A 14,813-nucleotide genomic window follows, 5' to 3' on the forward strand; every position below is an offset into this window, starting at 1 on the left:
CACCCATGCGGACACGACAGGACATTCGCGGCGACATCATGTCGGTGCTGACGAAGATCGCCCCCGAGGTGGATCCCGACGACATCGACGATGATGTGCTGCTTCGTGAGCAGGTCGACCTCGACTCGATGGACTGGCTGAACTTCCTTGTCGGCATCCACAACCGGTTGGAGGTCGACATCCCCGAATCCGACTACGCACAGCTTCGAACCTTGGCAGACGTAGTGGAGTACGTGGATGTGCGGTCGGGTTCACTGTAAAGAGCGGCGCCGGCGAGGGGCCAATGGCCCTCGTTTACTGGACCAAAGGCGCTACAGCTCAAGGATCCACAGAATTTAGCGTCAGTCTGTGGACCACGATGGTACGGCGCAGTCGGACGACCGTTGGGTCGTTGCGGTTCTGGCCGACAAATCGAACGCGAGCGCTGTGTTGAGCGCAGCGTTCCACGAGGCCGCCGTACGAGGTGCAGCAGTCATGGTGTTGGCTCCCCCCGGTGGGGATGCGCAGTCGATAGCCGACTGGATCGACGAGGATCCGGAGTTCGACATCGACCGTCGTTGTGAAATTTGGGTCTTGCCGGCGCCGACCGATGTGCTCGACCTCTTACTCACCAACCGTGACTTCGAGCATGTCGTAATCACCTCTGACGACAACGCCCCTCTGGTCGACGACTTCGCTCGACGCATCCAGAGAGGTGCAATACCGGGACATTTCTCGATGATCGTCATACCAGCCACAACTGCTGCGAACAGGACCGAGCCAGGCGGTGACACGCTGCTGGTTGCCCGTCCCGTCCGCGCCGTCTGGTCTGTCTTGCGTCATCCACTCACGACATGGGCATTGCGCACTTCGCAGGAGCGCCTGGTCGACCCCAGTACGGCTCCGCGGTAGAGGGTTCAGTTAGGTCCTTTCGGCCCTACTGGTGCCGAATGGGCGCTCCTATCGTGATGTCGAGGTAACTGACGAGGAGGGCGCGATGACTAAATCGATGAGCCGGCCCAGGGAGTGGACCGTCGGCGTATGTGTCGACGAGCACGACGATCACACTCACGCGACCGCCTGGTTGGTCTGGGACGACAGGGACGTCACGGGCGTCGGGTTGGCCAAGCGCAATCCCGCGGACCAGGACGTGCCGGTGATCGGAGACGAGCTCGCGGTGGCACGCGCTCTCTCCGATCTGTCGCGTCGTCTGCTGGCATTGACGGCGCACGACATCGAAAGCGTCACCCATGAGCATGTGGTCTCACTCGACTGACAAAAATGCGGGTCTGGTGCGTACGGGCGTTGCTCTGCGGCATCGGAAGTCGGTGGCCGACCGCCGTAGCGCGCCATGACGACCGGCACCCCAAGACGGGACCAAGGGCCCTAATGCCGTTGCGTTGCAATCCATAGCGTAAGTGACGAAGCGCCCGGTTCGTACGAGGACGAGGAGCAGTCATGGATTGGCCGACCGCCGCAGTGCTGATCGCCATCGTCGTTGCGGCGATGGCAGTAGCGACGACCTACATCGCCGGGCGCTACTCGAAGTGAGGGGAACCACCATGGGCGAAGAAACTCGGTACGGCATCCTGGTGGGTGTCGATGGCTCCCGGGAATCGGCGGCGGCGGTCCGGTGGGCGGCCCGCGAAGCCCAGTTGTTCGGTGTGCCGCTCACGCTGATGTGTGTGGTGACCCCGGTATCGGTGAATTGGCCGGTCGGCCCGCTGCAGGAAACCATCAGCGAATTCGAACGGCAGAATGCCGAGCAAGCGCTGAAATATGCTCGCGAAGAGGCGCTATCGATCTCCACCGCGGGCAAGCCGATCGATGTCCGTGCCGAGCTTCAGCGAGGTCCGACACTGCCTGCGCTCATCGATGCCTCCAAGGAGGCGCAGATGACCATCGTCGGTAGCCGCGGGATGGGGACGCTCAAGCGGCTGGTCATGGGTTCGGTCAGTACCGGTCTCATCCACCATGCGCACGGGCCGATCACCGTCGTGCACAGTCGGTCCGGTGAGCTGCCCGATGTCGGCTTGCCCATCCTGCTGGGAATCGACGGTTCGCCGGCGTCGGAGGCTGCCACTGCGGTCGCGTTCGAAGAGGCGGCCAGGCGCGACGTCGTCCTGCTGGCCGCGCACGTATGGAGCGTTGGATACGGACTTCCCGCGGAGGGCGCTGACCTACGCGGGTACGAGCAGCAGGCCGAGGCAACGCTCGCTGAGCGTCTGGCCGGATGGCAGGAGCGCTATCCGCAGGTCGACGTCCGGCGTCACGTCGAGTTTGACGAGCCGGCTCACTGGCTTGTCCAGAAATCGCGCACCACACAGTTGGTGGTGCTGGGTAGTCACGGCCGCGGCGGCTTCACCGGAATGCTGCTCGGATCGATCAGTTCGGCTGTGGCACAGTCTGTGACCGTACCGCTGACGGTGGTTCGCCCGCGATGACCGACGTATCGGTGCCGCCGCCCCCTCCGGCGTCCGCCACGCCGGCCGACTCGTTGAGCAACACGGGCAAGCAGCGGTGGTACCGCTCTTTTCCGGTGATGCTCATCTTCGCGATGATCGCTGCGGTGGTCGTCGCCTCGGGCGTTATTGCGCTCGTGCTGACCGGTGAGGCACCCGACGGGCCGCGTCGACTGGCGCCCGCACAGCACGCCGAGTTGACGCAGTGGTGGGCGACGGCGTACCCGGAGGTGGCGGACCTCCAAGAGGCACTGGATGATTCAGAGCGCGCGCTCGACCGCCTGGACGCACCTGCGCTCGCCGCAGCCTGCCAGCGGGTGCACGATTCGGCGGCCGTCGGTATCGCCGCGCATCTGCCGTCGCCAGATCGGGAACTGACCGCAGAACTGAACGCTGCGACAGACGACGCACATGAGGCTTCCCACATGTGCATGGCAGTGATCGGCCGGACGACGAATGAGTATGACGCCGAGTTCGTTGCCGACATCGAGCAGGCGAACCGGCATCTGAAGGCAGCCGTGGCGATCGTCAACCGCTATCTGACACAGGAGCCGCGCTGGTCGGCGCGCAAGTAGGAGCGAACCTCAGCGTCACGGGTGAGACAGGTGCCGAATCAGGAAGTCGCAGTGATCGTGCGCGACTCGGTCGCGCACCGCGCCGTGATAGACGTCGAAATGCCCGACGGGATACTCTTTTATCTCAGTATTTCTGCTTTGCCCGATGTTTCGCTTGACGAAAGCCGAAGAAATCTGGGCATCGTCGCGCGCGAGAGTGACCAACACGGGGCATCGGATTCTTTCGAAGGTACCGCTGCGATATCGCGGGGCGTGGAAGAGGAACCGGGGTGTCACGCTGTTGCGCCAGGTGCGCGAGTGTGCCTCCAGATCTCGAAAGCGTTCGGTTAGAGCGGGGTCGGCGAATATCGCCGATCCGAATCGTCCGAAGACGGGTACATAGTGCGGTGGGCGTCCCAGCCGACCGCGGATCTCGTCGAGTAGGGCGGCGATCACCAAGTGCGCCGTTGCGATCGCGGTGCGTGCGGGCTCCGGCCGAAAGGTAGGTGACTTGGCGCGGCCTCGTAGGCCGGCGTACATGTCGATTCCGGGGACGTTGGCCACCACCGCCGCGACCCGCGGGTCGTCGGCGGCAATCCTGAGAACGTGTCCGCCTCCGAGGGAGGTGCCCCACAGGGCGATCTGTTCTGCGTCGACCGCTTCGTGGCCCCTGACGAAATCGACCGCGGCCCGGATGTCCTCGAGTTGGCGTCGGGTGTCGACAAGCTGTCGGGGATCGCCTTCACTCAGGCCGAAATGGCGGTAATCGAAGGTCAGGACCGCCAGTCCGGCTGTGGCGAAGACGCGGGCGAAGTCTGGAAGGATCCAATCCATCGTGCCCGAAAAGCCATGGGCGAAAACCACGCATGCGTACGGCTGCCCGCTCTCGGGAAGGTGGAGCTCGCCGGCGATCCGCGACCCACCGGCGGTGAACCTCACCTGCGTCGTGCTGTACCGCACACCCACAAATCTAGTCCTCGGTGAATGTCTTTGTACCATTTCGGATGTGACCAAGGCCCCCTGTGAGCGTACGGGGCCGGAACTACCGTCTCAGAGCATGGCACCACCTTCACTGCGCGATGCCTTTCGTCCGCTGACCAGAACGGGAGGTTATTACGCCCGGTCGTGGCGGGACTACATCGTCGACGACTCGCCCCAGCTGCCGGTCGCGCGACCGACAGTCGCGTTGGCGGTCGAGGCGTTGCGTGACGAAGTCGTGCTGCTCGGGCTCCGGGCACGCCGACCCGTGAGCGATCCCAAAGCCTTTGCGCGCATTCATCAAGAGGTCGTCGACGGTCTCGAGTTCTACGGACGGCGCGGATGGCTGCAGAACCCCCAGGGCTTCTTCGCGGCGCCTTCGCCGCTCACCGATGTCGAGGTCACGCCCGTGCACCGCCGGAACCATTCCTACGCTCGCCTGCGCTGGGACAGCGACTACCGGCCACATCGTGAGGAACCGGGCGCCGGCCGATGGTCGGCGTACAGTTCTGTGGGCCACGGTTATGCACTCATGCTGCGCCACGAGGAGCCACGCCCTTGGCTGGTGTGTATCCATGGTACGGAAATGGGCAGGGCAGCACTGGATCTCGCTCTGTTTCGAGCCTGGTACCTGCACGATACGCTCGGCCTCAATGTGGTGCTGCCGGTGCTGCCCATGCACGGACCCCGCAGCAAGGGACTACCGAAAGGGGCGGTCTTTCCCGGCGAAGACATTCTCGACGACATCCACGCGCCGGCCCAGGCTGTCTGGGACATCCGGGCGCTCATCGGCTGGATCCGCCGACAACAGCCGACCAGCGCCCCGACAGGCCTGTACGGACTGTCGCTGGGAGGTTTCGTCGCCGCGCTGGTCGCCAGCCTCGAAGAGGACTTGACATGCGCGGTGCTGGGCGTGCCGGTGGCGGATCTCATCGAACTGCTGGCCCACCATTCTGGCCTCGACTCCGACGATCCGCGCCGTCGAACCATCCTGCTGGCGAGTGCGCTAGGCCGGATGATTTCACCGCTGTCGCTGACGCCGCGTGTTCGGCTGGCCGGCAGGTTCATCTACGCAGGACTGGCAGACCAGGTTGTCCATCCGCGCGAACAGGTGACTCGGCTCTGGGAACACTGGGGCCGGCCGAATATCGAGTGGTATCGAGGGGGCCACGCCGGATTCTTTCAGTCGCGTCCGGTGCACAAATTCGTCACCGATGCTCTCGTGCAGTCGGGGCTGGTCGGAAGCTTTGACCCAGCGACGGACCGCGACGGGTCGGCACGTGATGGCGGGTCAGCCCTGCCGCGCGACGATCACCGGAATCTGGGCTGACTGAACCACGGCGGTACTCACCGAGCCCAGTAGCGCGCCCGCCACGCCGCCGCGGCCGTGGCTCCCCACGACGATCAGCTGGGCCGCATCGGCCTGCTCCAGCAGCCGATTCACCGGTCCATCACACACCACCACCGGATGCACCGGAACATCTGGGAACTGATCTCGGAAAGGTGCCAGGAAAGCAGCGAATTCCTTTTCCTCGTGTTCCTCCACATCGCGCCAGTCGATGGGCGCCCAGCTGAAATCCGGAAAGCCGAGTGGGCCCATGTCGCTCCACGCGTGCAACGCAACTAGGCCCACGTCTCGACGGGAAGCCTCGTCGAACGCGATAGCCGCTGCCAGGGCAGATTCTTCGGATCCATCGATTCCGACTACTACCGGCGCCTTCGGGGAAGGTCTTTGCTCGCCGTGGATCACAGCGATCGGACAGTGCGCTCGGTGCACCAGGGCCGAACTGATCGAGCCGATCAACGCACGGCTGGCCGCGGTCTCGCCCAGACAGCCGACGACGAGCATCTCGGCTTGTTTCGACATCGCCGCCAGAGTCGGCACCACCGGTCCATGGACGATCTGTGTGGCGATCGACGATGCGCGCTGCGGTGCAGCGTCCAGCGCCGATGCGTAGGCCCGCGCGGTGATGTGCTGAGCCCGCTCCTCTGCACAGCGTGCGTACGCCACAGGTAGTTCGGGCCACGGCGTGCGCGGCATCACGATAGGCGGAACCACATGCACCAGCCGCAATGCCCGGTCGCGCAACGCGGCATCGTGGGCGGCCCATCTCACAGCCGTCGCAGACGCGCACGATCCGTCGATGCCGACCACGATTTCTGCCTCTGATTCAAACGCGGCCACAGTCATTCCTTCCTCATCTTGCGGCATCTTAAGGCCGCGTTGCACGTACGTTCTGGAGTCATTGGTCTTTGCGTGAAGGGGCCTTTGGGCCTCCGCGGCCGCTATCGGGCGCCGATAGTGTCGGGACATGCCGGTGGTGCTGTGGATCATCGCGGCGGGCATGGCCATGAGCGCGCTCGCTCTTGTGGGGAGCGCTGCGCTGTTGATCCCCGAGCGGCTGTTCGCTCGCGTGGTCATGCCTCTGGTGGCGCTGGCCGCAGGCGCGCTGCTGGGCGGCGCGCTGTTCCACATGCTTCCGGAAGGCATCACAGATGCCGGCATCAGACCAGCATTTACCTGGTGCGCTGCGGGTATCGTCACGTTCCACGTACTGGAGCAGTTCTTGAACTGGCATCACTGCCATCGGCCGGTGAGCGGGCATCGGCCGCTCGGTTACCTCATTCTGCTCGCCGACGGGTTGCACAATCTGATCGGTGGTTTGGCGGTGGGAAGTGCCTTCATCGCTGACATCAGGCTGGGCATTGTGACGTGGGTAGTGGCCGCGGCCCACGAAATCCCGCAGGAGCTAGGAGATTTCGGGATACTGCTGCACAGCGGCTGGTCTGCTTCGCGGGCATTGATGTACAACTTCGCGTCTGCGCTGACCTTCCTGCTGGGGGCGTTACTGGCCTATCTGGTTGCTGGCCATGTCGACACCGGCTTCCTCATCCCCTTTGCCGCAGGCAATTTCATCTACATCGCCCTCGCCGATCTGGTACCAGAGATGGTGGCGTCCCCACGTGTGACGGACAAGGTCGTGTTCTTTGCCACGTTTGTGGCGGGATTGCTGATCCTCGATGCGATCACATCGTGGGATGCTCTGGCTCGCTGAGGTTTACTTCGGACGCGTCACGATCACAGGAACCCTTGCAGCCTGGACGACGGCACTACTGACCGAACCCAGCAGCGTGCTTGCGATGGCACCGTAGCCGTGACTGCCGACGACGACGAGCTGTGCTGATTGGGCATGCTCGACAAGTTGGTGAGCCGGCCTGTCGGGAATCACGATGCGCTCGACCACCACGTCGGGGTAGCGCCTCTGCCACGCAGCCAGCTGGCGAGATACCTCGTCGTCGACTTCGGGCCGGATGTCCTCCCAATCGAAACCGGGCATCTCGAACGCTCCCGGTGACCACCAGGCATGCAGCGCGACGAGTTTGACGCGCCGCAGCGCGGCTTCCTCGAAGGCCAGTTTGACAGCCGGCTCCGCCTCGGGGGAGCCGTCGAAGCCCAGCAGCACGGGCGCACCGGCATCAGGTGGTGGCTCATCGTCGTGGACGACGACGACCGGGCAATGGGCGCGGTGGACGAGTCCGGTGCTCACGCTGCCCAGGATCGTGCGTGCGAGCGCACCCTGTCCGCGGGAGCCGACGATGACCATGCCTGCTGATTTGGAGGCTGCCACCAGAGCGGAGGTCGGCGTTGCGACAACGAATTCGGTGGTGATAGCCAACGTTGACCCGGTGAGTTTGTTGGCAATCTGCTCGGCGTCGGCGAGAATCTCTCGACCGACCTCCGCCTGCCAGTCCATGTAGCCGGTGGGTATCGGCGCCACGGGCCACGCGGCTATGGGAAGAGAAGCCGCATACAGGATCGCCAAAGGTACGTCGCGCATGGCCGCTTCGTTGGCGGCCCATTCGAGAGCGGGCTCAGAGGATGTCGAATCATCGACGCCCACAACGATCCGTTCGAAATCTGTTTGAGCGGCCATCGTGTCATCCTCATTTCCGCATCAGTGCGCGTCGTCCTGCGATTTCGACACTAGGAGAGTTCCCGCCTCCACTGTAGAGACCTTCGGCCCTTCCGGACCGGCCGCGTGCGCAGCAGAATCCCGGTCATGCTCAGAGAGCTCGTCGGCCTGCCCATGACGCTTGCGACTTCTGGCACCCGCACAGCCGTCGGAACGACGAGATCCGCTGTCACTGCGGTGGCTGGCGTGGCTCTCAGTGGTGAGCCGCTCTCTGAGCTGACCGCAATGGGGCGAGCTCTTGCCGGGGTTGCGCGGGAAGCAGTGGGCGGCCCTCGCGCTCGGCGCACGTCATCGCACGGGTCACGGCGCTGGGTCGAGGTGCGCGGGCTCGACAGCGAAGACGGTGAACAGATCGGCGACGCCGTGCTCAGCGCGATCTGGGCGACACCGGGAGTTGACGATGCCGTACTCGTCGCACCCATTTCGCGGGTCTTGGTGACGGTCGGCGACGGCGGTCCGTCGGCCGCGCGGCTGTCGGCTGTCGTCGCCGAGGCTGAACGCAGGACAGGCGCGGCGGCCACGACATCTGCGGGCATCAGCCTCCCCGGTGACGACGAGGTGCTCGCAGCCCGAGTTGCGGCAGTCGGGGTCGCCGCAGCAGCTGTGGGTTTGACGATGGTTGGGGGTGCCGTGGGACTGCCCCGCCTCGCCAAGGCCGTGTCGGTGCCTACCACTGTCGTCGACCACACGCCCGTTCTGCGCCGCCAGATCGAAGAACGTGTCGGTGCTGATGCCACCGACATGCTTTTTGCGCTGGCCAATTCGGCAACCGCGGCGCTCACCGCGTCACCGGCGTCGGCGGTGGCAGAGGCACTGGGGCGAGCGGTTCTTGTCACCGAAGCATGGACTGCACGACGCGCGTGGCAGGAGCGCGAACCTGAACTCGCGCGACGCCCGACGTCAGGGGGTGCTGCGCGCGCCAGCTGCACTGATCTGTTTCGCACTGCAGCGCCGGCTGATCGCTACGCAAGCCACGCCGCGGCCGTCGGGCTCGGGGCCGCCGCGGTACTCGGCGCAGCGACCGGCAGTGCGGATCTTGCCGCGCAGGCCGCTCTGATCGCCGTCCCCAAACCGTTGCGCGCGGCGCGAGAAGCCTTCGGTGCCACGATGACCCGGGGGCTGGACGCCCATCATGGATCGCTGGTGATGTCCTCCAGGACTCTCCGATTGCTGGATCGTGTGGACGCGATCGTGATAGATCCGCGGGCCCTCTACACCCGCGGGGTGACAGTCAGCCGAATTGGTGGACTGGAGAACTCGCATCGGGCCTCGGCATGGGAGGCTGCGCGAACCGCCTTGGAGAGAGGTGAATTGGGTGTCGGCTGGCATCCACTCTCCACCGTTTGCCCCGAAGAAGGTATCGGCGAGGTGCTCGTCAGTCCAGTTCGGGACCCGCACGCCTCCGCGCTTCTCGCCGAGGCGCGCAGAACCAACCTGCGGGTGATCTCCGTCGAGGACGACGGGCTTCATTCTCTTGCAGAAGGGTTCGATCAACTGCAGACGGCCCGAGGGTCGGTGGACAACGCCGTCGCAGACGCGGTATCGGCACTGACCTCTGAGGGAGCGACTGTCGCACTGGTGACCACATCTGAGATGAACGTCTCGCACTCCGCTCACGTCACGATCGGCCTGATGCGCGAGGATGATTCGCCGCCGTGGGGCGCCGATGTCTTTGTCACGGATCTCACCGGGGCGTGGCGCGTACTGCGTGCATTGCCGGCAGCTCGCCGAGCCAGCGACCAGGCAGTGAGACTGTCGGCGTCGGCGTCGGCGATCGGTGCACTGATGCTGGTTCCCGGCGTGGTCGGACGCGGACCGGCGTCGGTGAGCATCGGTTCAGCCGCCAGTCTGTGGAGTGGTATCACCGCCGCCAACAGGGTTTTTCGCGATCCAGCCCCCCATCCGGAGCCGCGCCATGACTGGCACTGCCTACCGGCCGACGAAGTCTGCCGATTGCTGCCCCGCCCGGCGGACGATATCCCGGTCAACGACCCGAGTGGAGGGCCGGCCGCCAAGGACAGGACGACGTGGGCGGCGGTGCGGGAATTTGTTGCCGAGATGCGGCACGACTTGGACGACCCCATCACGCCGCTGCCCATCACCGGCGCGGCCGCGAGCGCGCTGCTCGGGTCCGCCGTCGACGCGGTTCTCGTCGCCGGGGTATTGCTGGCCAACGCCGCCGTGTCGGCCGAACAACAGCTTCACGCCGAACATGTGCTGAACCGTCTGCTGGCGGTGCAGGAACCTGCCGCTCGTAGACGCATCGGGCCATTGTCGGTCGGAAGGCACGACACCGTAGCGGCCGACCGTCTGCGCCCCGGCGACATCATCGAGGTGCGAGGTGGTGAGGTGGTTCCGGCTGACGCACGATTGCTCGATGTATCAGACGTCGAGGTGGACGAATCGGCACTGACCGGCGAGTCACTCCCCGTGTCGAAGAGTGTCGGCGCCACCCCGGGCGCTCCGCTCGCCGAACGCGAGTGCATGCTCTTCGGCGGCAGCACAGTGCTTTCGGGCACCGCGCTGGCGGTGGTGACCGCCGTCGGACCGGGTACGGAGATGCGGCGCGCCATGGCGATGGCGCCCCGGAAGTCCAGCGAGATCGGTCTGCACACCCAACTGCGACACATCACCCATCGCGCCCTGCCCGTCAGCGTCGTCGGTGGCGCGCTGGTCGGTGTGTTGGGCGGACTTCGGGGTTTGCCGCTCAAGCATGCCCTGGCCAGCGCCGTGTCGGTGATGGTGGCAGCGGTGCCCGAAGGGTTGCCCCTTGTCGCGACGCTCGCCCAGCAGGCGGCCGCGGGTAGGCTCAGCGACAAAGCGGTCCTGGTTCGAAACCCGCATTCCGTCGAAGCATTTGCCCGGCTCGATGTCGTTTGCTTCGACAAGACCGGCACGCTGAGCGAGAACCATCTGCGCGTGAGATCGGTGCATCCGATGTCCGGCCGTACTGATTCCGATGTACTCACCACCGCAGCGCGGACCACCTTCGCGCGAGCGGGGCACCGGGCTCAGCACGCCACGGATCAGGCTATCCGAGAGGCTGTCGAGGGGGACCGTCGACAGTTTGACCAGGACGTTGACGGCCGCGACGCATTTCTGCCGTTCCAGTCCGATCGCCCTTTCGCCGCGGCGCTCAAGGGCAAGACCATCGCTGTCAAAGGTGCACCGGAGACCCTTTCGGCGGCTGTCGCCGACGGTGGCGGTGCCTTCGGCGGCCTGGTTGCCGACATGGGAGAGCGAGGCCTGCGGGTGCTGGCTGTCGCCGAGCGCCACCTCAGTGACGAGCAAGCGGCTGCCGCGGCAGCGGATACGTCGTCCTTCGAGTCGCTGTGCCGAAGTGGCTTGACTCCCGTCGGACTCATCGGGTTGGCCGACACTCCGCGGCCGGCGGCCCGCGGCCTCCTCACGGAGCTGCAACGCCGCCATATCGGGGTCCGACTGATCACCGGCGATCACCCGGTCACAGCCCGAGCCGTCGCATCCGAACTCGGATTGCTCGTCAGTGCCGACGAGGTCATCACCGGAATAGATTGGGAGACAATGACTCCTGATCAACGAGAAGCTGCGGCCGCACGGTGCCGGGTGTTCGCGCGGATGTCGCCGGAGCACAAGATCGATGTGGTTCAGGCGCTGGAGAAGATGGGCCTGGTGACCGCGATGGTCGGTGACGGCGCCAACGACGCGGCAGCGATTCGCGCTGCAAGTATCGGAGTTGGTGTGGTGGCCCGCGGCAGTGCCCCGGCGCGAACAGCGGCGGATGTCATGCTTCTCGACGGCCGCATCGAGGCGCTGCTGGATGCGATCGACGAGGGGCATCAGTTGTGGCGGCGGGTTCATTCCGCCGTGTCGGTCCTTCTCGGTGGCAATGCCGGCGAGGTCGGTTTCGCGCTGATCACGACCTTGCTGACGGGAGATTCGGCGCTGAACACGCGGCAGATGTTGCTGGTGAATCTCCTCACGGATGCGTTTCCGGCGGCAGCGTTGGCCGTCAGCGAGCAGAAGAACACCTCCCCGGGCCCGCATGATGAGGCGGCGCTCTGGAAAGACATCGGTATCAGGGGAGTGGCAACGGCCAGTGGTGCGACACTGGCATGGCTGATAGCCCGCCCCACCGGCACCGCAAGGCACGCATCGACGCTGGCGTTGGTCGGTCTGGTCGGCGCGCAGCTGCTGCAGACGCTCATCGATTCCAACAGCCCCGGCGTGGTCCTGACCTCGGTGGGCAGTCTCGCGGCCATGGGCGTTGTCATCAGCACACCGGGCATAAGTCAGCTTTTCGGCTGCACACCGTTGACGCCGATCGGGTGGGCGCAGGGCCTACTCGCGGCGTCGGCGGCCACCGCGGTCTCGGCCCTCGCCCCGGGAGTTCTCACCAATATCGCCGATCGCTTCAGGACCGCGGATTCAGTTGAGCAGCAGACTGACAGCGCCCAAGTAGAACAAGATCGACAGTAGATCCTGGAACACAGTCGCAAGCGGTCCGGCGCCGAACGCGGGATCCTTGCCGAGTCTATGCAGCAGCCAGGGCAGGCACAGAGCGACGAGCGTCGACACCGTGCTCGCACCCACGATGGCTAGCGAGACTGCGCTCGCCAGAGCGGAACTCGCAGTCATCATGGCCACCACGGGCCACATGATGGTACCGAGTAACAGTCCCATCAGCAGACCGGTCAGGCCTTCGCGCACGGTAATCCGCCGGATGCCAACTCCGACTGAGAGTCCCCGGATTGCCAGCGTCTCGGTCTGCGTGCCTACCGCGTCGGCGAGATAGACGATGCCCGGAACGAAATACGCGATGGCCAGATCAGCTTCGAGCACGTCATCGAACGCCGTCATCATCACCGCAGAGATCATGGCGCCGAGAAGCCCGACGATCAGCCAGGGAAGTCTGTGCCACAACCGCTTCCGTACCGACTCCACGCTCGTCGACCTCGCTGACTCGACGTCATGGAGGAACCCCCCGAGTCGTGCCAGATCTTCGTCGTGTTCCTGCAGCAGGATGCCGAGCAGACGCTGCGGAGAGATCAGTCCCAGGAATGTGCGCTTCTCGTCGACGACGGCCAGGTAAGGCTCAGCCCGCTGCACTGCCTGCCACGCCGCGTGTTCCTGGTCGGTGCGGGGCGCAACCACCGGGGGCGTCGGGTCCATGACATCTCGCAGGCGCTGCTCGTTGTCGGCCGCGAACATCGCCTCGATCGTGGCGATTCCGACGATACGGCGCTCGTCGTCGAGGACAGCTACCGCCGATGCGCTCTCGAAGCGTCTGCCGCGCATGGTGCCAAGCGCATCGGTGACCAGGGTGTCCGGGCGGAATGCGGGAACGTCAGTGGATGCATGGTGCAGCGCCTGGTCTGCGGGGCCGAGCAGATGGTGCTGAGCAGAGGTCAACGCCTGTCCCGGCGTCATCCGCCGGCCCGGACGGATCCGTATGGTGTCCGAGCGGCAGCGGCGAGGCCGGCCACTGCGTCCACGATTCCCCTGGCGAGTTCGTCGACGTCGGGGAACGCGTCGAAATCGGTCGTGATCCCGAAGATCAAGTCCTGCCCGTAGCTCAAGATTGCGACCGCGACTCGAAGCCGCAGCGCCACAGGCGGAACAGGAAGCATGCGCACCACGTCGCAGCCCATCATCTGCAGATGTCGTTGTGGCCCGGGCACGTTGGTCGCCAAGGTGACCACGCCTCGCTGAGGCAGCGCGGTCACGGTACGGATCAGACGGGCGGCCATCGCGAAGGGCAGAAACCTGGTCGCGGTCATCGCGGCACTTGCGGCCTGACGCTGCCCGCCGGCTTTGACGCGGTTGAGGCGTTGGTGTACAGCCTTCAACTGCTCGACTCGGTCCGGTTCGTCGACCGGCAGATAGGGGAGCATGACCGACACTCGGTTGTCGAGCCGGCCCATCGCGTCGTTGCCTCGGACCGACACCGGCACGAGGGTGCGCAACGAATCCCTCTCAGGATGTTCGCCACGCCGTTGCAGCGCTGCGCGGAAGCTGTCTGTAATGGCCGACAAGGCAACATCATTGATGGTCACGTCGAAGGCCTGGCATACCGACGCCACGTCGGCCAGAGGTACGTGCACGGCGCTGTAGCGGCGCATCGTAGTAACGGGCCCGTTCAACGACGTTGTGGTGCCCGCCTGCAGCAAGCTGTTGAGAATTTCGATCGTGCCGCCGATTGTCGTGGTGACGGCCGAAACGGCGTTGGCCGCTGTGCGCGCCCACTGCAGAGGGTTCAGCGTCGGCATCGAAAGAGAAAAGCCGGGACGTGCCTGCTCGTGGGCGGCTCGAATGGCGCCGACATAGGTGTCTCCTTCGCCCGCGTCGCTGAGCCCGGTCAACATGAGCATGGTGGCGATGCCGTCGGCGACGCAGTGGTGCACCTTCATCAGAATTGCCCAGCGATCGTTCGCGAGGCCTTCGATGATCCAGCACTGCCAGAGAGGCCGTTCTCGGTCGAGTCTGGTCTCCATCGCTTCTGCGGTGAACCGGAACAGGGCCTCGTCATCACCGGGGTGGGGAAGGGCGGCACGGCGAATGTGATGAGCCAGGTCCAATGCGGGATCGTCAACCCATTCCGGTGGGGACAGATCGAACGGTTGTCGGCGAACCACCTGCCGCAAGCGGGGGATCGCCAGGACCCGTCGCCCGATCGCCGCGACGATCTCGTCGTAATCGGGCACTGGACCTTCCAAGACCGAGACCCCGCCGACCGCCAGGCTGATGTGCCGGTCTGCGTCTTCTGCGTACAGGAATCCGGCGTCGAGGGTACTCAAACGTGCCACACCGTGAACTATCTGTTGCGCGAACGCCTCTTTGCAGAGTCCGAGGTCCCCCGCAGATGAGGACCAGCGGCCCTACTTGTC

13 protein-coding genes are annotated in these 14,813 nt (G+C 65.2%); 8 read left to right on the top strand and 5 right to left on the bottom strand.

The window, feature by feature from the left end:
• Positions 1-5 precede the first annotated feature (5 nt).
• The 5 genes from AWC12_RS22875 (at position 6) to AWC12_RS22895 (ending at position 3,016) form a co-directional block, all read left to right on the top strand.
• A complete protein-coding gene (locus AWC12_RS22875; RefSeq protein ID WP_024449067.1) occupies positions 6-260 on the top strand; it encodes an acyl carrier protein in 255 nt (84 codons plus the stop codon).
• An 88-nt stretch (positions 261-348) separates the two neighbouring features.
• On the top strand, positions 349-891 hold the full coding sequence (locus AWC12_RS22880; protein ID WP_085177105.1) for a hypothetical protein: 543 nt from the start codon (positions 349-351) through the stop codon (positions 889-891).
• Positions 892-976: 85 nt separating this feature from the next.
• Positions 977-1,255 (top strand): DUF1876 domain-containing protein, encoded by a 279-nt coding sequence (locus AWC12_RS22885; RefSeq protein WP_085177107.1) that lies wholly within the window; start codon positions 977-979, stop codon positions 1,253-1,255.
• A 286-nt stretch (positions 1,256-1,541) separates the two neighbouring features.
• Complete coding sequence (locus AWC12_RS22890; RefSeq protein ID WP_085177109.1) at positions 1,542-2,423, top strand: universal stress protein; 882 nt, start codon at positions 1,542-1,544, stop codon at positions 2,421-2,423.
• Positions 2,420-3,016, top strand: coding sequence for a hypothetical protein (locus AWC12_RS22895; RefSeq protein WP_234814117.1), 597 nt, complete (start codon positions 2,420-2,422; stop codon positions 3,014-3,016). Before AWC12_RS22890 ends, AWC12_RS22895 begins: the two co-directional genes overlap by 4 nt.
• A 15-nt stretch (positions 3,017-3,031) precedes the next feature.
• Here the strand turns inward: AWC12_RS22895 and AWC12_RS22900 are convergent, their stop codons facing one another.
• Positions 3,032-3,955 carry an alpha/beta hydrolase gene (locus AWC12_RS22900; RefSeq protein ID WP_234814118.1) on the bottom strand — a complete coding sequence of 308 codons (924 nt, stop codon included), beginning with the start codon at positions 3,953-3,955 and terminating at the stop codon, positions 3,032-3,034.
• A 97-nt stretch (positions 3,956-4,052) separates the two neighbouring features.
• On the opposite strand from AWC12_RS22900, the gene AWC12_RS22905 reads away from it, so the two are divergent.
• On the top strand, positions 4,053-5,303 hold the full coding sequence (locus tag AWC12_RS22905; protein WP_085177111.1) for an alpha/beta hydrolase family protein: 1,251 nt from the start codon (positions 4,053-4,055) through the stop codon (positions 5,301-5,303).
• Here AWC12_RS22905 and AWC12_RS22910 read toward each other — a convergent pair.
• Positions 5,265-6,158, bottom strand: a complete 894-nt coding sequence (locus AWC12_RS22910; RefSeq protein WP_024447462.1) for a universal stress protein — start codon at positions 6,156-6,158, stop codon at positions 5,265-5,267. The two genes, AWC12_RS22905 and AWC12_RS22910, sit on opposite strands and share 39 nt — an antisense overlap.
• A gap of 127 nt (positions 6,159-6,285) precedes the next feature.
• On the opposite strand from AWC12_RS22910, the gene AWC12_RS22915 reads away from it, so the two are divergent.
• Entirely contained in the window at positions 6,286-7,029 is a 744-nt protein-coding gene (locus tag AWC12_RS22915) for a ZIP family metal transporter (RefSeq protein ID WP_024447461.1), read from the top strand.
• 3 nt (positions 7,030-7,032) lie between these two features.
• Here the strand turns inward: AWC12_RS22915 and AWC12_RS22920 are convergent, their stop codons facing one another.
• Positions 7,033-7,908: a universal stress protein gene (locus AWC12_RS22920; protein WP_085177113.1), complete on the bottom strand. Its 876-nt coding sequence runs from the start codon at positions 7,906-7,908 to the stop codon at positions 7,033-7,035.
• A 126-nt stretch (positions 7,909-8,034) separates the two neighbouring features.
• Between AWC12_RS22920 and AWC12_RS22925 the strand changes: the two genes are divergently transcribed.
• Complete coding sequence (locus tag AWC12_RS22925; protein ID WP_133057376.1) at positions 8,035-12,405, top strand: cation-translocating P-type ATPase; 4,371 nt, start codon at positions 8,035-8,037, stop codon at positions 12,403-12,405.
• Here AWC12_RS22925 and AWC12_RS22930 read toward each other — a convergent pair.
• On the bottom strand, positions 12,355-13,356 hold the full coding sequence (locus tag AWC12_RS22930) for a magnesium transporter (protein WP_085177114.1): 1,002 nt from the start codon (positions 13,354-13,356) through the stop codon (positions 12,355-12,357). The two genes, AWC12_RS22925 and AWC12_RS22930, sit on opposite strands and share 51 nt — an antisense overlap.
• Entirely contained in the window at positions 13,353-14,732 is a 1,380-nt protein-coding gene (locus tag AWC12_RS22935; protein WP_085177116.1) for a WS/DGAT/MGAT family O-acyltransferase, read from the bottom strand. Before AWC12_RS22935 ends, AWC12_RS22930 begins: the two co-directional genes overlap by 4 nt.
• Positions 14,733-14,813: the final 81 nt, after the last annotated feature.

The sequence above is a fragment of the Mycolicibacterium iranicum genome (assembly GCF_002101705.1).
In the GTDB taxonomy this organism is placed as follows: Bacteria; Actinomycetota; Actinomycetes; order Mycobacteriales; family Mycobacteriaceae; genus Mycobacterium; species Mycobacterium iranicum.